Source organism: Exiguobacterium sp. s152 (assembly GCF_018618335.1).
Taxonomy (GTDB): Bacteria; Bacillota; Bacilli; order Exiguobacteriales; family Exiguobacteriaceae; genus Exiguobacterium; species Exiguobacterium chiriqhucha.
Genome location: NZ_JACSLX010000001.1, coordinates 754,562 through 776,014 on the forward strand (window position 1 = coordinate 754,562; position 21,453 = coordinate 776,014).

At 49.0% G+C, this 21,453-nt stretch carries 17 protein-coding genes; 13 read left to right on the plus strand and 4 right to left on the minus strand.

Translation table 11 applies throughout. From position 1 onward, the window contains the following. Positions 1-11 precede the first annotated feature (11 nt). The 3 genes from KNP72_RS03885 to KNP72_RS03895 form a co-directional block, all read right to left on the minus strand. Entirely contained in the window at positions 12-1,064 is a 1,053-nt protein-coding gene (locus KNP72_RS03885) for a glycosyltransferase family 2 protein (RefSeq protein WP_214832213.1), read from the minus strand. 175 nt (positions 1,065-1,239) lie between these two features. Further along, on the minus strand, positions 1,240-2,145 hold the full coding sequence (locus KNP72_RS03890) for an NAD(P)-dependent oxidoreductase (RefSeq protein WP_214832215.1): 906 nt from the start codon (positions 2,143-2,145) through the stop codon (positions 1,240-1,242). Continuing rightward, positions 2,142-2,987, minus strand: a complete 846-nt coding sequence (locus KNP72_RS03895; RefSeq protein ID WP_214832217.1) for an aldolase/citrate lyase family protein — start codon at positions 2,985-2,987, stop codon at positions 2,142-2,144. Before KNP72_RS03895 ends, KNP72_RS03890 begins: the two co-directional genes overlap by 4 nt. Positions 2,988-3,271: 284 nt before the next feature. Here KNP72_RS03895 and KNP72_RS03900 point away from each other — a divergent pair, with 284 nt between their 5' ends. Next, positions 3,272-3,919 carry an acetyltransferase gene (locus KNP72_RS03900; RefSeq protein WP_214832219.1) on the plus strand — a complete coding sequence of 216 codons (648 nt, stop codon included), beginning with the start codon at positions 3,272-3,274 and terminating at the stop codon, positions 3,917-3,919. Between the two features lie 42 nt (positions 3,920-3,961). On the opposite strand, the gene KNP72_RS03905 is transcribed toward KNP72_RS03900, so the two are convergent. Beyond that, positions 3,962-4,417: a hypothetical protein gene (locus KNP72_RS03905; protein ID WP_214832221.1), complete on the minus strand. Its 456-nt coding sequence runs from the start codon at positions 4,415-4,417 to the stop codon at positions 3,962-3,964. A gap of 229 nt (positions 4,418-4,646) precedes the next feature. On the opposite strand from KNP72_RS03905, the gene KNP72_RS03910 reads away from it, so the two are divergent. The 12 genes from KNP72_RS03910 to KNP72_RS03965 all read left to right on the plus strand — a co-directional run bounded on the left by KNP72_RS03910 (position 4,647) and on the right by KNP72_RS03965 (position 21,453). Then, the gene (locus KNP72_RS03910) at positions 4,647-6,785 is read left to right on the plus strand and encodes an NAD-dependent epimerase/dehydratase family protein (protein WP_214832223.1); all 2,139 of its coding nucleotides are present in this window, start codon (positions 4,647-4,649) and stop codon (positions 6,783-6,785) included. Next, positions 6,775-7,644, plus strand: coding sequence for a bacterial transcriptional activator domain-containing protein (locus tag KNP72_RS03915; protein WP_214832225.1), 870 nt, complete (start codon positions 6,775-6,777; stop codon positions 7,642-7,644). The genes KNP72_RS03910 and KNP72_RS03915 overlap by 11 nt, the downstream gene beginning before the upstream one ends. Positions 7,645-7,749: 105 nt before the next feature. Beyond that, complete coding sequence (locus KNP72_RS03920; protein WP_214832227.1) at positions 7,750-9,315, plus strand: DUF2194 domain-containing protein; 1,566 nt, start codon at positions 7,750-7,752, stop codon at positions 9,313-9,315. Then, the gene (gene pelF / locus KNP72_RS03925; protein ID WP_214803823.1) at positions 9,312-10,751 is read left to right on the plus strand and encodes a GT4 family glycosyltransferase PelF; all 1,440 of its coding nucleotides are present in this window, start codon (positions 9,312-9,314) and stop codon (positions 10,749-10,751) included. Before KNP72_RS03920 ends, pelF begins: the two co-directional genes overlap by 4 nt. Continuing rightward, a complete protein-coding gene (gene pelG / locus KNP72_RS03930) occupies positions 10,714-12,150 on the plus strand; it encodes an exopolysaccharide Pel transporter PelG (protein WP_214832229.1) in 1,437 nt (478 codons plus the stop codon). The genes pelF and pelG overlap by 38 nt, the downstream gene beginning before the upstream one ends. Before the next feature lie 16 nt (positions 12,151-12,166). Next, entirely contained in the window at positions 12,167-13,897 is a 1,731-nt protein-coding gene (locus tag KNP72_RS03935; protein WP_214832231.1) for a CotH kinase family protein, read from the plus strand. Continuing rightward, a complete protein-coding gene (locus tag KNP72_RS03940) occupies positions 13,894-14,592 on the plus strand; it encodes a polyphosphate polymerase domain-containing protein (RefSeq protein WP_214832233.1) in 699 nt (232 codons plus the stop codon). The genes KNP72_RS03935 and KNP72_RS03940 overlap by 4 nt, the downstream gene beginning before the upstream one ends. Positions 14,593-14,605: 13 nt before the next feature. After that, complete coding sequence (locus KNP72_RS03945; protein WP_021066325.1) at positions 14,606-15,286, plus strand: DUF4956 domain-containing protein; 681 nt, start codon at positions 14,606-14,608, stop codon at positions 15,284-15,286. Positions 15,287-15,564: 278 nt separating this feature from the next. Then, positions 15,565-17,460, plus strand: coding sequence for a beta-glucoside-specific PTS transporter subunit IIABC (locus KNP72_RS03950; RefSeq protein ID WP_214832235.1), 1,896 nt, complete (start codon positions 15,565-15,567; stop codon positions 17,458-17,460). Between the two features lie 37 nt (positions 17,461-17,497). Next, positions 17,498-18,949, plus strand: a complete 1,452-nt coding sequence (locus KNP72_RS03955) for a 6-phospho-beta-glucosidase (protein WP_214832236.1) — start codon at positions 17,498-17,500, stop codon at positions 18,947-18,949. A gap of 131 nt (positions 18,950-19,080) precedes the next feature. Beyond that, entirely contained in the window at positions 19,081-20,622 is a 1,542-nt protein-coding gene (locus KNP72_RS03960; RefSeq protein ID WP_214832237.1) for a maltose/glucose-specific PTS transporter subunit IIC, read from the plus strand. 24 nt (positions 20,623-20,646) lie between these two features. Beyond that, positions 20,647-21,453, plus strand: coding sequence for a MurR/RpiR family transcriptional regulator (locus KNP72_RS03965; protein WP_138858883.1), 807 nt, complete (start codon positions 20,647-20,649; stop codon positions 21,451-21,453).

Consider the following 21,453-nt stretch of genomic DNA (forward strand, 5'->3'; position numbering starts at 1 on the left):
CTCTCTCCTCCTCACACGCGTTTCCGTAAGTAGTCGACACCACGCAGCATCAAGACGAGCGGGACCGTTTTTTCATGTTTACAAAGCTGAAAGAACGTCCGCCACTTCATATCGAAATATTGCATGTCCATCTGCGAATAGGCTCGTTTGTACTCTTCGTTTCGGAGCACTTGCTTGAGGGATTCGGCTTGATCGATAAACGACTTTGGTGCCGCCAGTTCATTTAGCCCGATTCCAATCATACTGAGTGCGATTCGATTATAGAGCGCCCGATTGTACTCCTCTCCGAGCTGGTGCGTCTCAATATAACGCATTAAAATACGGAAAAACTGTAACCGTGAGTTGATAAGCTCTTTATTGTAGGAACTGGTTTCCGAATCCGCATTCGTTTTTCGATAGTGGTAGACTGGATAGTCGATATAGATAAATCGCTGGCAATGCTCCAACGCCTGGATTTGAAAATATAAATCGATGAACGTGCCGTATGGGCCGCCAAACGACAAATGTTTGATGAGGTCACGATGATAGAGCGTGATGCAATTTGAATTGAGCGCATCCACGGTTTCTGGATGAGCGAGCTCCTCACCGACGAGTCCGAACAGACGGCGATGGACATAACGTCTCGTTTCCTCTGCGTCATACGACAAAAAGTCCGCTTCAAAGATTCGTTTAGGAAGTGAACGCCCTTCGTATTCGCGCACATACGTCCCCATGACCGCATCGGCACGTTCAGCCTCCGCGTGCTCGACCATTAATCGAATCGCATCTAGATCGAGCCAATCGTCGCTGTCGATAAACATGATATACTCGCCCGATGCCATTTGAAGACCTCGATTCCGGCAAGACGAGCATCCTCGATTCGTCTGACTCAGGACACGAACCCGCGGGTCCTTATCGTAGCTCAATGCAATGTCGAGACTGTGGTCCGTACTGCCGTCATCGATACATATGATTTCGAGATGAGGATACGTTTGGTGGACAAGGCTATCGAGACACTGTCTCAAAAAGGCGCTTGTATTGTAGATGGGTACGACCACGCTGATGAGGGGGGTAAGGCTTGGCATGTGGGTCACTCCTTCTAGGTTGTCGTTTCATGATGTGAGTGAAAAGCGGGTGTGATTCTATCATCGTTGTTCCCGTAAGCTCTTTCAGGTAACTCACAAACGGAATGAGCCGTGGATAATCTTTTTGTGAAGTATAAAAAACGAAAAAAGCCGACCGTTTGGTCAGCTTCGCATGTCACTGAAGTTGATCGTGCCGTAGATTACGGACGATGTTCTCGAACAGCCGCTCGTTCACCCGGTCCGACACGTACGAATTGTGCGGGGTGAGCGTCACCCATTCGAAGTTATAGAGCGCATGATCCGACGGGAGCGGCTCGGTCTCGAAGACGTCCAAGGCAACGCCGAAGAACTTGCCTTCCTCGAGTGCCGCGATGAGTGCCGTCTCATCGATGATGGCGCCACGGGCGACGTTCAACAGGACGGCATCTTCTTTCATCGACGCAATCGCCTCCGCATCGATGACATGATACGTGTCGTCAGTGAGCGGCAAGGCAATGACGATGACGTCACTCTCCGCCAAGACGTCGTGCAACTCATCCATCAACACGTAACGGTCGACGAACGGGACTTGTTTCTCACGATGTCCGACGCCGATGATGGTCATATCGAACGCCCGGAGCCGCGTCGCAATCGCCTCTCCGACGTGACCGAGGCCAAGCAAGGCGACGGTCTTCCCGGTCAGTTCGCGCAACCGCCGTTCCTTCTCCCAATGCCGATTCGCCTGCTTCTCCCGAAACGCCGCCCCGTGCTTCATGAAGTCGAGCAATTGCCAGACGACCCATTCGGCCATCGGCACGGCATACGTATCGCCAGCATTATAGATGCGGACGTCTCGTTTCTCGAGTTCTTCGAGTGGCAGACGATCGAGTCCAGCACTGATGGCCTGGACGAACCGTAGCCGTTTGAAATCCTCACATTGGCGATATTGAAACAAGTTGTTACAAATCAGTCCCTCGACCTGTGAGACATCGATGTCCGTCACGTCCGCTTCTTCCCGGAGCGTCGTCACCGTATAGCCGAGTCGTTCGAGTGTGGCGTGTTGTTCAGGAGTCAACCGCACTCCTGTCGACAGCAAATTCATGACAAAATCCCTTTCCGGTTCTGGATTTCCGTCGCGATGGCATCGACGGTCGAGACGAGACTCAACCGGTTCAATTCCAACCACTCCGGTGTCGCGTGTTCGAGCTGTTGCTCGTACACCCTAATTTTCCATACCCCTTCTTGGAACATTTGTGCATGTCTGGCGTCAAATTTTCCGGTCACCCCGATATTGCAGAAACTGCGCGACAAGATGGCGAGCGACGAGCCGAGTCGGACATGCTCCCCAAGAACTTTTTCGGCCGGGAGTCTCCCTTCTCCGATGCGGGCGATGCCGCCGAACCCATACGGGATGCCCGCTATCTGGAGTTGACGAGTCACCGCCTCGACCGTCCCGTCGGCGAGCGGTTCGAACAGAAAGCTCTGCCCGTAACTGAGATGCAGATCGTTCAATCCGATATGGACGTAGTCGATGCCTGGTAGTTGGAGCACGTCCGGCATACAGGCGACGGCCTCTTTCGTCTCACACAACAGACAAACGCCAGCTCTATTGTCGACGAGCTCGATGAACGTCGCGACTTCGTCGACCGTCTTATAGTACGGCAACATGACGACGTCGGCCCCGCGATTGATGACCTCATTGATCTCATAACGCGAGCCTTGGAAAATCGGATTGACGCGGACGAGCAGCTCCGCATGCTTCAAGACCGCGCGCAACCGGCTCACGTCGCGGATTGCATGGCGTGAGATGACCGTATCGAGATGTCCTTGCCGTTCCACCTTCCCGTTCAACTCCAAGTCGATGAACACCCAATCGACCCCGTTCTGTTCAGCGAGCAGCGCGATTTCCGGCCGGTTGGTAATATACATCAGTTTCAAAGGCATGGCGAGCACTCCTTCCGTCAGTAAAATACCTTAGGAAAATAGCCCGTCCGAAAAACAACAAAACGGAAATGCGAATAATGCTTTTGCAATGCAAATCAAGTCATTTTATTTTTTTGAAAAGTCCCCCTTAATAGGAAGTGACATCTGTTTCATGTCGATATGCTTTGACATCAAATCATGTTCGCTACTTCCTTTTTGTTTTGTTTCAAATATACGGAATCGGAAATAACTAACGTACAGAACAATATTTTCGACAGATTTCGGCAAAAAAGGGGTGACCAATCATGGAATGGATTGTGATTTTTGGTGCAGGCGGTCACGCACAAGTCATCATCGATATTCTTGAGTTGATGGGACTCTACCGGATCGCAGGAATTTATGACGACAACCCAGCCTTAATCGGTAAATTCGTCGCAGGGTACCCCGTGCTCGGTCTCGTCCATTCCAACGTCGTCGCCAAAAAAGGCATCATCGGTATCGGTGACAACGTCCAGCGCGAGTCACTCGAGCGCGCCATCCGCGGACGGACACCAGACTTCGAGTTCGTCAACGCCATCCACCCGAGCGCCGTCATCGGCAAGAACGTCATACTCGGCGAGGGCACGGCCGTCATGGCAGGGAGCGTCATCAATCCGAACGCCGTCATCGGCCCGCACAGTATCGTCAACACGATGGCGTCGGTCGATCACGACTGTGTGCTCGAACCGTTCGCGTCAATCGCCCCGGGCGCGCATCTCGGCGGCAACGTCCGTGTTGGTGCCCGAACGTTCGTCGGTATGAGCGCGACGGTCATCCACAATGTCCACATCGGGCACGACACGGTCATCGGTGCCGGCGCCACGGTCGTGAAAGACATCCCGAACCACGTCGTCGCTTATGGATCACCCGCTAAACCGATTCGGGGGCGGGTCATGAACGAACGCTACTTGTGAACACAAAAATGAGGTCTCCCCGCGCCGGGTGACCTCTTTTTTTCATTTCAGCTCGCGATGCAGTTCGCGGTCGGTGATATAATCCGGCTCGAGTTTCAAGATGACCCGGTCGAAGGCACGCTGGAGACCGAACATCCCCATGCAGAGCGCTGCGAACAAGATAAAGAAGGACGGACCCGCCGAGCCGGAATCGTACCAGCCGAGAAGCGCGTACAGCATGACCAACCCGCCTAACGTCAGCCAAAACGGCAACCGGACGAGCCGCTGATACGTCGCATTGTCGTTGAACGAGGCTCGGATCGTGCCAAGTTTCCATTCGCGAATGGCCAACGGAATAACGCCTAGAAATCCGATACCGAGCACGACGAATTCGTATTGAGACACGTACTGGATGAGCGTTCCCGTGATGATGGCCGAAGCGGCCCCAATGATGAATGTCTTTGCATTTCCTTGCCGTGCGTAATCGACGAGGCGGCGGATATGTTGTTCACGTCTCATAGTGCTCCTCCTTCTTATTAATCAGGTTATTAAATCTATACGGATAAAAGACAACGTATGTTTCAAACTAATATTGGAGAAAATATGTAGAATCAGCATTTAAATTCTACATTATTGGACTAATTATAAGGAGCACATTGTCCTTTCTTCGATTTTAGGTAAATGCAACATCTGTCGATTATAATATTCCTTACGCATTCTTACTTTCAAATCATGAAGGGGCTAGAAGATGAACATATTAATTACAGGCGGCTATGGATTTATTGGCAGTACTCTCGCTGAACGATTCTTTAAAGAAGGTCATCACGTACATATACTTGATAATCTTTCATCTGGCACGAAATCAAATATTGATTTCAAACATCGCTTCTTAATCTCGGACATATCCGATCCAAAGTGTGAAGCTTTTTTTAGAACATACTCCTTCGATGTCGTGATCCATTGTGCCGCATCGAATCAACATTCCCATCTATCTCACACAGTTCAATCGAACGTGAACGGCCTCCTTAATCTATTGACACTTTCAAAAAAATATCAGGTGAAACAATTTATTTATTGTTCGACCTCAGAGGTATATGGAAATCAGAGTGAAGGACTCATCACAGAGACAACAACCCTTGCTCCAGCCACACCGTTCGCACTCGATCAACTCCATGGTGAAGCGTACTGTGAACAATGGTCTGAATTATACGGACTTTCAACACTCATACTTCGATTGGGCCATGTTTATGGACCGAAACAACATACGAGTTCAGAGAGTTCACTCATCACCACTGTGACCTCTGCCGCTTCAAAAGGGACGAATATTCTCCTAAATGGTAGCCCTGACTGGACATACGATTTCATTTTTGTAGGGGATGTAGCCGACGCCGTATATCGCAGTGTCATGAGTCAATTAACCGGTGTATACAATCTATCATCTAGCACTCAAACTTCTCTGCGCCGTTTATCTGAACTTGTCGGTTTGAATGACGTGACATACAGTCATACTGCCAAGACACACGCATCTCTATTTGAAAATCGCAAATTAAAAACCGACTTAGATTGGGTACCAAAGTATACGATTGAAGAGGGACTGCACGCAACTCGGTTGTACTATGACAAACATGAAGTCACAACGTCTGTCTCAGACGAGAAGAAACCGACGAAGTTTACCGCGCTCTTCTCGCACCCGTTTGTTCGAATTGCTGAGAATTTAACGTTATTTCTCATCTTTTTTGCGCTCTCACTCATCATGACACCTGTTGTAGATGCACCAGATTATTGGTTTATCTATGTGTTGTTAGCAGCCTTACTGTTTGGGAAAACCCAATCCCTCGTAGCCTCGATTTTGGCTGTTGGTGTTCAATTCTATGATCATGCTGCGACCGGTCGAAATATTCTCTCTTTGTTCGTCGATAACTCAATTCTCGCGGTATTTACAATTTACCTATTGATTGGACTAATCGTGAGTTATGTCATGGACCGTCGCAAAATTGAGATTCAGTTTTTAAAAGATGAGTTAGCCGCAACGAGTGAACGTCACCACTTTTTAAATGAGATTTATGAAGAAACACTCGATATCAAAAATCAGTTACATCAACAAATCATTCGTTCGGAAGACAGTATCGGAAGTGTTTATGAAGCGACGCGTGCACTTGACAGCTTAGAGCCGGAAGGACTGTTTGTCGGATCAATTTCTGTACTCGAAAAAACATTGAAGGCTAACCATTTCGCCATCTATTTAGTAAATCAATCTGCTTTTGCACGATTAGCAGCCAAATCAGCCAATCCCGAGTTTCACCCTAAAAATTCACTAGACCTCGAGCAACATTCGCTAGTGAACGAAGTGGTTCAATCTAAAGAAATTGTGTTTAATACAGCGCTCACTCCAGAGGAAGCCATGTTCGGCGCGCCATTGCTCCGCCAAGGCGAAATATTTGCTGTGATTTTATGTTACCAAGTTCCGTTCCAAAACTTGACGCTGTCCTACCGAAACCTAATCGATGTTATGACGCGTTTGATCAACTCATCGCTCGATCGTTCATTTGGTTATATTGACGCCGTCCAACTTGATCGATACGTCGGAAATACAAACGCTCTGAAACAAGACTATTTCGAACGGATTGTCATGCAAAAAGAACAGGCCAAAGTAGAGTTAAACATCCCATACACGTTATTACACATTCGCGAATCCCTAACTGACACTGTCCTACACTCGGTGGATGCCACATTACGAACGACAGATTATTTAGGTTATCGTGATGACAATGAACTATATGCCCTATTATCAAACGCGACGGTGGATGAATCGCAAATCGTTATTGAACGGTTAGCCCAAAAATCCATTCATGCCGAGGTCGTGGAGGACGTATCTTATGTTGAGTAACGCCTTAATCCTCCACTATGTTTTGGCAGTGATTACTCTTGTCATCGTCTTCCTCAAACAACGGAAAGATTTTGTTCCAATGGCCTTCACGCTGATTGCTTTACCATTTTTCAGTTGGGGAATCATCTATTATTTACAACGTTCGAAACACGATGCAACAGAACTCCCTGATTGGCTTTTACGAAAAGAGTCCTATGAAGACGTAAGTCTAAGCCTCCCGGATAAATCAAGTGAGACAAATATGATTTCCCTACAAGATGCATTGATTTTAAATACGAATCAAATTAAACGTAAAACACTCATGAACATCTTAAAAAATGATTTCCTCCAACAGGCACCGATGCTTGCAGCTGCTTTGAAGAGTGAAGACAATGAGACGTCTCATTACGCGGCAACCGCACTTCAACAAGCTAAAACGCACCTCTCTAAACAACTGCGTCATCTAGAACGCGAACTCGAAGAACGGCCTGAGGACCCACAAGTTATTAAATCGTATTTACAAATTTTAAAACAGATCATGGACATGGAGTTTCTAGACAGACGGACCCAAATGAAGTATGCCTACACCTATCTCCATGCGCTAGCCAATTTGATTGATGTGGATGACCGTGCCGAAACCATCTATCATGTGGAGCGTATCCAGATGGCACTTTCGCTCGGTGAATATGAGCATGCGCTTCAAGCGAGTGATTTGTTTTTACATCAACATCCTACGAACGAAACGGCCTATTTTGAAGCAATGGCCGTTCATTATGCAATGAAAAATGTAAAGCGAGTCCACGAAATGATTCATCTGCTTCGCTCCTCTGAAGTACGTTTATCGCCGGATGGACTCAATCAACTACGATTTTGGATATAGGTGAAAACAGTGAAACATGCGTTCAAACTTGAAAAAGGATTATATATTATCGGAGTATTTATCGCCGTATTAGGTGTTCTATTTGTTTTGATTCGATCAGACTATGTGCTGAAGCTACCTTTGTTTAACGAGTCATCCGTTAGTGCAATTCGCACCCAATCGATTGACCCTAATAAAGACGGGACAATCGATTCGTTTTTGATTATCAACAGTCAAAAAGAAACACGCCTTAGTTCATCTCTACAAACACGGCTTGAAGGTATCGGTAAACGTGTGACCGTGTCCTCGATTGAAAAGCTAACAAGTCTACCAGAAGCCACAACCGTCATCATCGCGACAGAGCGGCTCGACTTGTTACGTGACCGAGACATTCTCTTAAATTATGTAGGCAAAGGGGGAACTGTCTTTTTTGCGACGAGACCTTCTCCAAGTCCCCGTTTCATGGAGATATACCGTCACGTCGGTTTGATTGAGGTGGGTAACTTTGTCGAGACGACCGGAATTCAATTAACGAATCCGTTTTTCGGTGCCTCTGATTATCAAACATTCGAGACCGAAGAACTGATTAATTCGTCCCTATCCGTTCGTCTTGATCCGAGCGCGACATTACTCGCACGTTCGAGCCAAGATGTCCCGCTGCTTTGGCAAACCGACTATCAAGCCGGACGTTTCATTTTCTTCAACGGAACGATGATGGAGGATCCTTTAGAACATGCCTTGTTCTTTGTTGGTCTGTCACACACAGACCCAATGCTACGCCCTATTTTGAATACGAAAATCACAGCGTTACATGGCTTCCCGTTTCATAGCTCGGACGAAAGAAACATCTCATCCTCGATGACAGATCGAGACTATTATCGAAATATCTTTTGGGCAGAACTCCAGCGGGTGGAAGCTAAGTATGACTTGAACTACGTGATGGCTACGGCAAGCCCGTCTTTGAATCCCCAACTAGAGACGTCTGCTTACTCCGAAGATTTGGCACTCTATGGACGAGAGACGTTACGGTCGGGTGGTGAGGTCGCCATTATATCAGCCCCTGAAAAGCAGCAAGAAGGTTGGTATAAGGCCAATAGTCAACAACTCCAATATGCGTTGCCAGGTCTCACCGTCAAAACCGTTCTCGCTACTTCACCGCTCGACGAGACGCGGCTCAACAAATCCTTTTCAGATGTGACTGTAGCCCTTGGCGGTACCCAATTCCCTACCATGCAAGAGGACCAATTGCGACTCCCTTCTGCTCCAAGCGACTTCACCAACACAGACTTGACGAAGTGGTATACGTTTAATGAGCTCGTCTCGAGCGGACTCATCTCCACACAAATCATGCCTCAAGCCGTCACGTCAGAAGAAGGTGGCGAACAATTTCTGGCTTCTTTTAAAGACAGTCATGAGATGCAACAACGAGAAGTACCATGGCTCCGCTCCACAAAAGCGTCAGACGTAGCAGACAACCATCACTTCTTTAACGGCTCGATTTATACGAAAAAAACAGATAATACCTACACGTTCACGCTTGACGAAGGATCGGATGAAACATTCTTTTATTTCACGACACCCATCCCGGTAGCGGACTACACCGATTGTCAGCTTGAATCAATCGGTCCAGGTTTATACCTCGTGAAGTCGGAATCGTTATCGTTCACGATTCAATTGGAGGAAACGATATGAAAATTTGTCTGATTTCAGAAGGGGCCTATCCTCACGTCACAGGGGGTGTCTCGAGCTGGATTCAATCCATCATTACGCAAATGCCTGAACATGACTTCATCGTTTATTCGATTTCCGCTAAAGAGTTAAAAGGCGCGAAGCCCAAATATACGCTCCCTCCGAATTTGATTGAATTGCGAGAAATTCATCTCGGGGATTACTTGGATCAAGCCATCGTGACCGGAAAACGTTACAAATTGACTGAAGCCGAACGGTTGGCCTTCCTCTCCCTTATGTCTAACCGTCAGACCGATTGGGATGTCCTATTCAACTTCTTTACGAGTGGCCGAATCGACTCGGTTATGAACTTTTTAGGAAGCAAAGATTTTTATGACATCGTCACCATCCTGTGTGAAAAACGTTTCATGCAAGTTCCGTTCACGGACATGTTTTGGGCGCTACGTTCGATGTTACTTCCGCTCTTCGTCTGCATCGATCAAAAAGTGCCCGTTGCCGACGTCTATCATAGCGTGTCGACGGGATACGCCGGCGTCTTAGGGGCACTTGCGAAGTATCAGTACGGAAAACCATTGCTTATCACAGAACATGGGATTTATACACGTGAACGTGAAGAAGAGATCATTAAGTCCTCATGGATCAAAGGCTACTTCAAGGATGTATGGATTGATTACTTCTACAGTTTATCCAACTGCGCCTATCAATACGCCGACGACGTCAGTACTTTGTTCGAAGGGAATCGTGAAATCCAATTGGAGCTCGGTTGCCCCCCAAACAAGACGTTTCTCATTCCGAACGGTATCGATGTCGCTCGATTTTCGCCCGAACTCCGGGCGACACGACCTGGGATTCATATCGGGGCCATCGTACGTGTTGTCCCAATCAAAGACATCAAGACGATGTTACAGGCGTTCGCGCTTGTTCAGGAGACGTTCCCTGACTCCAATTTTTATATCATCGGTCCCTTGGACGAAGATGAAGATTACTACGACGAGTGCCTCGACTTAATCGACACACTTGATTTACAGAACGTACATTTTACTGGACCTGTCAACGTCACGGACTACTTGACGTTCATGGACATTCTTGTCCTCTCAAGCATTAGCGAAGGACAACCTTTGGTAATTTTAGAGGCGCTTGCGATGGAGATTCCCTTTGTCTCGACCGACGTCGGAGGGTGCCGTGAACTATTAGAAGGACCAGAAGATCACTACGGTCCAGCCGGCGCAACTGTCCCTGTCATGCATTTTCACCTACTGGCGTTAGAGATCATAAAATTAATCGAGCGCCCGGAATCGAGAATGACATATGGACAAAATGGGCGGGAACGCGTCCTCAACCGTTACACGCTCCACATGATGATTGACCGTTATAAATCTTATTACGAGAAAGGAGAACGTCATGGCCGGAATCGGATTTCAACTGAAGCGTCTGTATGACCAATCTAGCTTTTTCGGACAACTCCGCGCCTATGGATATTCCTCGATTACTGCGGTCGGTCCTATGTTTTTATCCATACTGTTAATCACAGCATCACGCGAATGGCTTCTCTTTTTGGACGTCGCCGCAACAGAGATTAACATCTATATGGCAGCGGTCCAATACACATTTATCTTCTCTCAATTGCTGACCGGTGGCTTTTTGTTCACGATTTCTCGGTTCGTAGCCGATCAGACGTTTTTAGAGAAAGAAGAGCACGTCTTGTCGTCTTTATACGGACTCATCAGTCTCGTCGTCTTAATCGGGTTTGTGATAACAGTCGTCTTCTACGCCGGGTCTCCGCTACCTTTCAGCTATAAGCTCGTGACGTATTTATACTTCACCCAGCTCTCTGTCATTTGGATTTTATCGATGTATGTGTCCGCTCTGAAAGACTACAAAAAAATCGTCAAGAGCTATTTACTCGGAACGATTGTCGCGGCATTTTTCATTTGGCTGTTGACGGGACCACTCGATTCAGCGACACCGACCTCGGTCTTCATCGGACTAAACATCGGATTTTTTATCATCTTGATTCGGTTATTCCGAGACATCCACAATTACTTTCAAGTGAACGATCGTAATTATTTTTATTTTCTCGTTTATCTCGAGAAGTACCCGCTCCTGTTTTTAATTGGTGTTGCCTATTATTTCGGCTTATACGGACATAATTTGGCTACTTGGTTTGGAGACCGGGCCATCGTTGTCGGGGAGACCTTCTTAATGGCGCCTTATTATGACACCCCGGTGTTCTACGCCTATTTGAGCGTCTTGCCTTCTCTCGTGTTGTTTATGGTCACGCTCGAGACGACTTTTTATACGACGTATAAAAAATATTACGGTCGGATTTTAAACGGATACCCGTACAAAGATATTCAGAACGCAAAACAAGAGATGTATCGAACACTTGGTTCCGAGCTCTTGTTCATGGCTCAAGTTCAAATGTTAATCACGTTCATCTTCTTATTTTTAGGTGTGCGTCTGCTTCCCTTCCTAGGGATGACGCAAAACCAAATCGATATTTACATTATCGTGGTACTCGGTAGTTGGTTCCTCAGTTTGATCATCACGTTCTTCTTGATTTTGCTTTATTTTGACGAACGTCGCGCTGCCATCAGTTTGACTGGGTTTTATGCGGTGGCGAGCTTCACGATTACCCTGTTGTTTGTACTCGGTTTCGATATGTACGGAGTCGGCATGTTCCTCTCCTCCGTCCTCGGGTTTCTATGGGGAGCTCGTCTGCTCATCCGGAGCTTAAATGACATCGACTATACCACGTTCTGTTCACAGCCGATTGTCTACCAAGAAATCACGACGAAAACCGAACGATTCTTGCGACGAATCGGCAGCTTGTCATGAAAGAAGGAGTTAATTAATGAAACGGTTGCCTTATCCGAAAACGACAGTCAGTATCATCTGCTTATTTTTTGTTTTGCTTGGCCTTCAAGCCATTCTAAAGTCTCCATCGACATCGACGTCGACATCAGCCTCATCGACTGTCACATCGCCCGAGGCAAAATCGTCCGAAACGTCGTTCGCTGAAGACAAACGGGTGTATGCCAGCCATGATGGTAACCGGCTTGAGCACGTATACGTCACTGTGTTCGACCAAAAGACGGTACCGGAAAATGACATCACTCTGTATGATTTAAATGAATCGTATAAACAGTATAGCAACCTCGAGAGCGGTCCGAAGCTGTTCGTCCATTTTGAGTCAGGCGATGCTGAGGGTCCTGATTCCCTCAACTTATTTGATGACGCGACCGTCAATGCCACCATCGAACTACGGGGGCGATCGAGCCGTTTAGAACCACAAAAGTCGTATAAAATCCGACTCCAAGACAGCGCCGGGCTGTGGTACGGCCAAAGTGTACTGAATTTAAATAAACATGCGGACGACCGGACACGGGTTCGCAATCGTTTGGCCTTCGCCTATTACGAACAACTCGATGATATCTCAAGTTTACGTACCAACTTCGTTCAATTGCATGTCCGCGATATGACGGATCCGAGCCAGGCTGACGAATTTGTCAGTTACGGCCTCTATACGCATGTCGAACAACTGAATGAGGAGGCGCTCTCTGCGCGCGGATTGAACCCAGATGGTCATTTATACAAAGCAGAAAATTTTGAGTTTCATCGCTACCCGGATGCCTTAAAAGCGAAAGACGATCCGACTTATGACAAAAAAACATTTGAGTCGGTGCTCAAAATTAATGGTTCGGATAATCATGAAGAGTTGTTGACCATGCTCGATGATTTGAATGATTTATCCAAACCGTTCGACGAAGTATTCGACACCTATTTCGATGAGGACAATTACTTAACATGGCTTGGGACGAATATTTTGTTTGGAAACTATGACACGATGTCGACGAACTATTATTTATATAGTCCGCTCAACTCGGAAAAATGGTATTTCATGCCTTGGGACTTCGACAAAGCACTCGGGCGAGATACTGAACGGACGGACGTCATGCCAAGTTGGCAACAAGGTGTCCAACGTTACTGGGGAACTGTCCTCCATCGCCGTTATTTAAAAGACCCGGATCACGTCGAGGCACTGAAGACAAAAATGGAGGAATTGACGCGCGTCATTAATGCGGACAATACGAAACGATTGATTGATGGATTCTATCCGGTTGTCGCCCCACTCGTCACGAGTGAACCAGATATTCGCTTTTTAAGCGTCGAAGCAAAAGATTATGCGACGAGTTATCGTACACTCGAAAATATCACTTCGAAATATCATAAAGATTTTATTCGATCTCTCGAAAATCCAATGCCGATTTTCCTTAACTACGCTCGTGAAGGGAAGCAAGATGTCTTCCGATGGGATGCTTCATACGACATCCAAAACGATGAGTTACGATATCACTTTGAATTGAGTAAATCTCCTGATTTTTCAACGCTCGTCACCGAAAAGCAAAACATGACGACGTTTTCTCAGTCGATTCCAAGCCTTGACCCCGGTCGTTACTATTGGCGTGTCACGGTCACAGACGCGGAAGGAAATACACAAATCCCATTTGACTATTACCGTGATAACGACCGTACGATGCATTGGGGAGTCCAACAAATTGTCATACCAGGAGCAAAACCATGAAGCGATTCCGGCATGAACTCAAGTACTTTATTAATGAAAAAGATTACGCTACCCTTCGCGACAAAATCAGTCTCGTCCTGACCCAAGACCGGCACTCCGTCAGTCGAGACGGCTACTTGATTCGCAGTCTTTATTTCGACAACGTGTATGATCACGATTTGATTCAAAAAAACAGTGGAATCTTCCGCCGTAAAAAGTTTCGGATCCGAACGTACAACTACTCAGAAGACGTCATCAAGCTCGAGAAAAAAAGTCGGCAAGGTGAATACATTTTAAAATCCTCTGTCTCGATTACGCGTGAAGAGTATGAACAAATCTTAGACTGGGACTATGACTTCTTGTTGAAGAAAACAGGGCAGCTATACCAAGAGTTTTACTACTATCTGACGAGCTCCCAAATGCGTCCCCGTGTCATCGTTGACTATGTCCGTGAGGCATACGTCGGGACCCTCGGCAATGTCCGGGTCACGTTTGATAAAGAGCTCAGCTTCGTCACGAACAGTGTCGATTTGTTCGAGAAACACCCTGTATCGGAAGAAGTACTCGACTATCCAAAGACGATTTTGGAAGTGAAGTACGATGAATTTTTACCGGAGTATGTACGCCAATTATTGCAGTTAGAGTCACACCAACGATCTGCCATTTCGAAGTATGTTCACTGTCGGATGGCCAGCATTCGTTATCATGGATTATGAAAGAGTGGAATCAATGGATACAACAATAAACTTTAACGATGTCATTAAAAATAGCTTCTTAAACGAATTTACCTTCGGAAATTTATCAATTATCGATGTGATGTTAGGGTTGTTGACTGCTTTTATTGCCGGCGGCTTCATCTACTTCATCTATAAAATGACATACCGAGGTGTCCTGTACAGTCCGAGTTTCAATGCCACGTTGCTCGTCATGACGATGATTACGTGCCTCGTCATTATGACCATTTCGACGAACGTCGTCTTATCACTCGGGATGGTCGGTGCACTCAGTATCGTCCGTTTCCGGACAGCCATCAAAGACCCGTTCGACGTCGTCTTTATGTTTTGGGCAATCGCGGCCGGCATCTCGAGTGGCGCGGGACTCTACTTTTTGACGTTGTTCGGCGCGGTTGTCGTCGGAGCTGTCATCTTCATGTTGTCCCGGAAAAAGCATACCGATACGCTTTATCTTCTCGTAATCCATTACTATGAAGATGGGAACGATGAAGTACGACGTGAACTGCAGCAACTCGATTACACGCTCAAATCAAAAATCGTTCGGAAAGATGTCGTCGAATTGACGGCGGAGTTACGCTTGAAAATCGACAATACAGCTTTCATGAACCGACTGAACGATATTGAAGAAGTCCGCGACGTCTCACTCGTCCAATACAACGGAGACTACGCCGTATAATCCAATCCAATGGACTCACCTCATGGTGAGTCCATTTTTGTCTAAATAAAGAAATCTGAAAATTCCTAAATGTAAGCGTTGACATTTCGTTTTGGCACGTGCTACATTTCAAGTATCAAATAACAACTGAACGGTCTCCTGCGCAGGAATGTTACCTTTAGTGGGCATAACCTGACTCGAGTCAGATGGTAGACGTGATTTCACGTATCTCATCTGACACGGGTCAGGTTTTTTATTTGACGCGAACGTAAAATCCAATGGAAAAGGAAGGTATGGACATGAAATATGAACAGCTCGCACGCGACATTATCCAGCAAGTCGGCGGCAAAGAGAACGTCAACAGCGTCGTCCACTGTATCACCCGTTTGCGCTTCAAATTAAAAGACGAGAGTAAGGCCAACACGGAAGCCCTCAAAAACATGGATGGTGTCGTCACCGTCATGAAGAGTGGCGGTCAATACCAGGTCGTCATCGGCAACCACGTCCCGGACGTCTATAAAGCCGTCGTCGAAGTCGGCGGTTTCCAGAACCAGTCACCGATTGAAGAAGAGGAAGGCCCGAAAGGATCATTGTTCAGCCGGTTCATCGATATCATCTCTAGCATCTTCACCCCTGTCCTCGGCGTCTTGGCCGCGACCGGGATGATTAAAGGGTTCAACGCCCTCTTCGTCGCCCTCGGTTGGCTCGACGCCACATCGGGCACGTATCAGCTATTGAACGCCATCGGCGACTCGTTGTTCTACTTCTTCCCAATCTTCCTCGGCTATACAGCCATTAAGAAGTTCGGCGGCAGTCCGTTCATCGGGATGGCCATCGGGGCGGCGCTCGTCTATCCGACGCTGTCGACGCTCACGGCCGGTGACCCGCTTTACACCGTTTTCGCCGGCACCATGTTCGAGTCACCGATCCATATCACGTTCCTCGGTGTGCCGGTCATCTTGATGACGTATTCGACATCGGTCATCCCGATCATCATCGCGGCGTTCTTCGCAGCGAAGCTTGAGAACTTCTTGAAGACGGTCATTCCAGACGTCGTCAAAATGTTCATCGTCCCGTTACTTACATTGCTCATCATCGTTCCGCTCACGTTCATCTTAATCGGACCAATCGCGACATGGGCTGGTATGTTGCTCGGTAGCGCTACGGTCGCCGTCTACAACTTGAGCCCGCTCATCGCCGGGATCTTCCTCGGTGGTCTCTGGCAAGTATTCGTCATCTTCGGCCTACACTGGGGACTCGTCCCGGTCGCCATCAACAACTTAACGTCACTCGGGGCTGACCCTGTACTCGCACTCGTCTTCGCGGCCTCATTCGCGCAAATCGGTGCCGTACTCGCAGTCTTCCTCCGAATCAAAAATCAAAAAATCAAAACGCTCTCGATTCCGGCCTTCATCTCAGGCATTTTCGGTGTCACTGAGCCAGCCATTTATGGGGTCACGCTCCCACTCAAAAAACCGTTCATCATGAGCTGTATCGGTGGTGGGATCATGGGCATTATGGGTACACAAGTGTATATCATCGGTGGACTCGGCGTCTTTGGTTACCCGTCGAACATCTCACCGGAAGGCATCACGACCGGCTTCTACGGATCACTCATCGGAACGGCCGCCGCCTTCGTCGTCGGTTTCGTCTTGACGTATCTCTTCGGTGGCGTCAATAAAGCGGTCGCCGCAACACCACAACCAGAAGTCACACCGGTCTCACAAGAAGTATCAGCGACAAAAGTCGGCCAAGAGCAAATCCTCAGTCCACTTGCCGGCAACGTCGTCAACTTGAAAGACATCTCGGACGTCGCCTTCTCATCCGGCTCGCTCGGCCAAGGCGTCGCCATCGAACCGACGGAAGGCAAGCTCGTCGCCCCGGTATCTGGGACGGTGTCCGCCCTCTTCCCAACGCATCACGCCATTGGCATCACGACCGAGACGGGCGCTGAGGTGCTCATCCATATCGGTATGGACACGGTTCAACTCGAAGGCAAACACTTTAAAGCACACGTCACGCAAGGCGAATTTGTCGAGAAAGGACAGCTGTTGATCGAGTTCGACCTCGACGCGATCAAACGCTCTGGCCGTGCCCTCACGACACCGGTCATCGTCACGAACCGGAAAGTGATTTCACCGAGCCGCGCCACAAACGTTCGCTCAGGCGAAGCCTTGTTTGTCATCAACGAATAAATGTGGGAGGGCCCGTCCCTCCCCTATCTGAGAAAGGATGGATTTAATGAGTTTTCCAAACGGATTTTTATGGGGCGGCGCCATCGCCGCGAACCAAGCTGAAGGTGCGTACTTAGAAGGTGGCAAAGGCTTGACGACGGTCGACTTGTTGCCGACTGGCAAGAAGCGGTTCGACGTCATGTTCGGCGACTTACCGTCACTCGAGCCGGTGCCAGGCGAGTTTTATCCGTCACACGAAGCGATCGACTTCTATCACCGTTATAAAGAAGATATCGCGCTGTTCGCCGAGATGGGCTTCAAGGCACTCCGCCTGTCGATCTCATGGGCCCGCATCTTCCCGAACGGCGACGACGCCGAGCCGAACGAGGCCGGGCTACAGTTTTATGACGACGTCTTCGACGAACTGTTGAAGCATGGGATCGAACCGGTCGTCACGATCGCCCACTTCGACGTTCCGGTCAGCCTCATCCAAAACTACGGTAGTTGGCGCGACCGTCGTGTCGTCGACTTCTTCGAGACGTACGCGACGACGCTGTTCACCCGCTATAACGGTAAAGTGAAATATTGGATGACGTTCAATGAAATCAATATGCTGTTGCACTTGCCGTTCATCGGCGCCGGTCTCGTCTTCGAGGACGGTGAGGACAAGCAACAAGTGAAATATCAGGCGGCGCATCATCAGCTCGTCGCGAGCGCGAAAGCGGTCAAGGCGGCGCACGCCATCAATCCTGACATGCAAGTCGGCTGCATGCTCGCGGCCGGTCAGACGTACGCCTACTCGTGCAACCCGGACGACGTCTTGGACGCGATGGACAAGGACCGTGAATCGTTCTTCTTCATCGATGTGCAGTCGCGCGGCGAGTACCCAGGCTATGCCAAACGTTTCCTCGACGAAAACGGCATCACGCTCCAAATGGAAGACGGCGACCTCGAGTTGTTGAAACAGCACACAGTCGACTATATCGGCTTCAGCTACTATGCGAGCCGGACGACGAGCACGGACCCAGAGATCAACGCATCGACCGAAGGTAACATCTTCAGCTCGCTCGAGAACCCGTTCCTCGAGAAGTCGGAGTGGGGCTGGACGATCGACCCGACCGGCTTCCGTATCACGGCGAACCAGCTGTACGACCGCTACCAGAAGCCGTTGTTCGTCGTCGAGAATGGACTCGGTGCCGTCGACGCGCCAGACGCGAACGGCTACGTCGAAGACGACTATCGTATCGACTATATGGCGAAACATATCGAACAGATGCATGAGGCCATCAAGGACGGCGTCGAGATTCTCGGCTATACGAGCTGGGGCCCGATCGACTTGGTCAGCGCCTCGACCGGCGAGATGAAGAAACGGTACGGCTTCATCTACGTCGACAAGGACAATGAAGGTAATGGGTCCCTCACCCGTTCGAAGAAGAAGAGCTTTGATTGGTACAAGCAAGTCATCACGACGAACGGCGAAAAAGTGACGCCTACCGTCAAAACCACATAAGCACGCGAATCGAACCGGTCCCGTTGACTGGTTCGATTTTTTGTTAAAAAGATTTTCACCGTAAACGCTTGCATAAAAATATTTTTCATATTATGATTCAGGTGAAAATAATTTTAAGGAGGATTTATCTCATGTCACGTCTATTCGAACGGGCACAACAATTCGGGAAATCATTTATGTTGCCCATCGCAGTCTTACCGGCAGCGGGACTATTACTCGGGATTGGAGGTGCGCTCTCGAACCCGAACACGGTCCAGGCGTATCCATTCCTCGACATCACCTGGCTTCAGCATTTGTTTACCATCATGGCCGCTGCCGGGTCAATCGTCTTCGCCAACTTGGCTGTCCTCTTCGCGATCGGGGTCGCGGTCGGGCTCGCCAAGTCGGATAAAGGGACGGCCGGACTCGCCGCCATGCTCGGTTATCTGATCATGAACGCCACCATCAACGCCATGCTTCAAATCACAGGTGAGTTGATGGAGACAGATCTCGCCAGTGCCGGCCAAGGGATGGCACTCGGGATTCAAACGCTCGAGACCGGCGTCTTCGGTGGGATTTTAATCGGGATTGTGACGGCGCTCTTGCATAACCGCTACAACAAGCAAGTGCTCCCGCAGTTCCTTGGCTTCTTCAGCGGATCGCGCTTCGTGCCGATCATCACGTCGTTCGTCGCCATCGGTGTCGGAATCGGGCTTTACTTCATCTGGCCGACGGTTCAAAGCGGAATCTTCTCGCTCGGCGGACTCGTCGATAAGACAGGCTATATCGGGACGTTCATCTACGGCTTCGTGCTCCGGATGCTCGGACCGTTCGGGTTGCACCACATCTTCTACATCCCGTTTTGGACGACCGGCCTCGGGGGCTCAATGGTCATCGACGGGACGTTGATTGAAGGGACGCAGAAAATCTTCTTCGCCCAGCTCGCCGATCCGAGCACGACGCAGTTCTATGAAGGTACGGCCCGCTTCATGTCAGGTCGTTTCATCACGATGATGTTCGGTCTGCTCGGTGCCGCGCTCGCCATGTATCATTGCGCGAAACCGGAACAGAAGAAAGTTGTCTTCGGTCTCTTGTTCTCGGCGGCGCTCACGTCGTTCCTGACGGGAATCACCGAGCCACTCGAGTTCGCCTTCTTGTTCGTGGCACCGGTTCTCTACTTGGTCCACGCCATCTTTGACGGGCTCGCCTTCATGATGGCCCACATCTTCGAGATCACGATTGGTCAAACGTTCTCGGGTGGGTTCATCGACTTTATCTTATTCGGGGTTTTACAGGGAAATGACAAGACGAACTGGATGCTCGTGCCGGTCATCGGTGCCTTCTGGTTCTTGCTCTATTACGTGACGTTCCGCTTCCTCATCACGAAGTTCAACTTCATGACGCCGGGACGTTCAGACGAGACAGCTGTAAAAGCAGCCGACGTCGACGCATCGGACCGCACGACGGCCATCATCGCAGCACTCGGTGGCGATGCCAACATCGATACGGTCGACTGCTGTGCGACACGCCTCCGCGTCACCGTCAACGACCACCAACACGTCCGTGAGGATTTGTTGAAGGCGACGGGCGCCCACGGGGTCGTACAAAAAGGAAATGGGATTCAAGTAATTTACGGTCCTTCTGTTACAATTATTAAGAATGAAGTCCAAGAGGCGTTAGGCCGGGGCGAATAACGAATTGTGTTGGAGGGAACAGCCGTGTGGGAACAAATGAAAGACGTCTATCCAGAGATGACGGACAGTGAGAAAAAGATTGCCGATTACCTCATGACGAATATGAACGACGCCATCGAGTTGACGATCACCGAGTTGGCGCAAGCCATCCAGACGTCACCAGGGACCGTGACCCGGTTCTGTAAAACGATTGGGGTCGGGAGCTATTCGGCACTGAAGCTCATGATGCAAAAGACATTGACGGAAACGAACTTGCCCCAGACGGCAACGTCCCTCGAACCGATGCAGCGGTCGTATATCGAATTGATTCAGACGACCGCCCACTTGATTGACCAAGAGGAACTCCTCGCCATCTGCGACCATATCCGACGTTGCCGCTCGGTCCACTTATACGGACTCGGTAACGCCGGGCTCGTCGCTCAAGAGATGGAGTATCGCTTGCGACGCATGGGACTGCTCGCCACGACGGCGTTTGATAGCCACAGCATGGTCATGGACGCCTCAATCGCGACGAAAGACGATTTGATTATCGCCTTCTCGAACAGCGGCGAGAGCCGTGAGGTCGTCCAAGCCGTTCAGCTCGCGAAAGAATCGGGCTGCACGACCATCGCCTTCGTCGGCTATCAGCACTCTCCGCTCGCCGAGCTCGTCGACCATCGACTGTTGACGGCCGGTGCGTCGGGCGAGGCGTTCTTAATCAACACGCAACTCCCGCTCCTGTTCACGGCGGACGCGGTGACGAAGACGTTGATGGAAACGAGTGAAGACTTAAAAGCGCATTATCTAAAAACACTCAAAGCGCTCGACCGATTAAAAGAAAGAAGTGATTAA

Bases quoted from the DNA above. Each gene is read 5' to 3' on its own strand.
- KNP72_RS03935 (WP_214832231.1), top strand. From the start codon at position 12,167: ATGAAACGGTTGCCTTATCCGAAAACGACAGTCAGTATCATCTGCTTA.
- KNP72_RS03960 (WP_214832237.1), top strand. From the start codon at position 19,081: ATGTCACGTCTATTCGAACGGGCACAACAATTCGGGAAATCATTTATG.
- KNP72_RS03945 (WP_021066325.1), top strand. From the start codon at position 14,606: ATGGATACAACAATAAACTTTAACGATGTCATTAAAAATAGCTTCTTA.
- KNP72_RS03940 (WP_214832233.1), top strand. From the start codon at position 13,894: ATGAAGCGATTCCGGCATGAACTCAAGTACTTTATTAATGAAAAAGAT.
- KNP72_RS03910 (WP_214832223.1), top strand. From the start codon at position 4,647: ATGAACATATTAATTACAGGCGGCTATGGATTTATTGGCAGTACTCTC.
- KNP72_RS03905 (WP_214832221.1), bottom strand. From the start codon at position 4,417: ATGAGACGTGAACAACATATCCGCCGCCTCGTCGATTACGCACGGCAA.
- pelF (WP_214803823.1), top strand. From the start codon at position 9,312: ATGAAAATTTGTCTGATTTCAGAAGGGGCCTATCCTCACGTCACAGGG.
- KNP72_RS03915 (WP_214832225.1), top strand. From the start codon at position 6,775: ATGTTGAGTAACGCCTTAATCCTCCACTATGTTTTGGCAGTGATTACT.
- KNP72_RS03885 (WP_214832213.1), bottom strand. From the start codon at position 1,064: ATGCCAAGCCTTACCCCCCTCATCAGCGTGGTCGTACCCATCTACAAT.
- KNP72_RS03950 (WP_214832235.1), top strand. From the start codon at position 15,565: ATGAAATATGAACAGCTCGCACGCGACATTATCCAGCAAGTCGGCGGC.
- pelG (WP_214832229.1), top strand. From the start codon at position 10,714: ATGGCCGGAATCGGATTTCAACTGAAGCGTCTGTATGACCAATCTAGC.
- KNP72_RS03900 (WP_214832219.1), top strand. From the start codon at position 3,272: ATGGAATGGATTGTGATTTTTGGTGCAGGCGGTCACGCACAAGTCATC.
- KNP72_RS03890 (WP_214832215.1), bottom strand. From the start codon at position 2,145: ATGAATTTGCTGTCGACAGGAGTGCGGTTGACTCCTGAACAACACGCC.
- KNP72_RS03955 (WP_214832236.1), top strand. From the start codon at position 17,498: ATGGATTTAATGAGTTTTCCAAACGGATTTTTATGGGGCGGCGCCATC.
- KNP72_RS03895 (WP_214832217.1), bottom strand. From the start codon at position 2,987: ATGCCTTTGAAACTGATGTATATTACCAACCGGCCGGAAATCGCGCTG.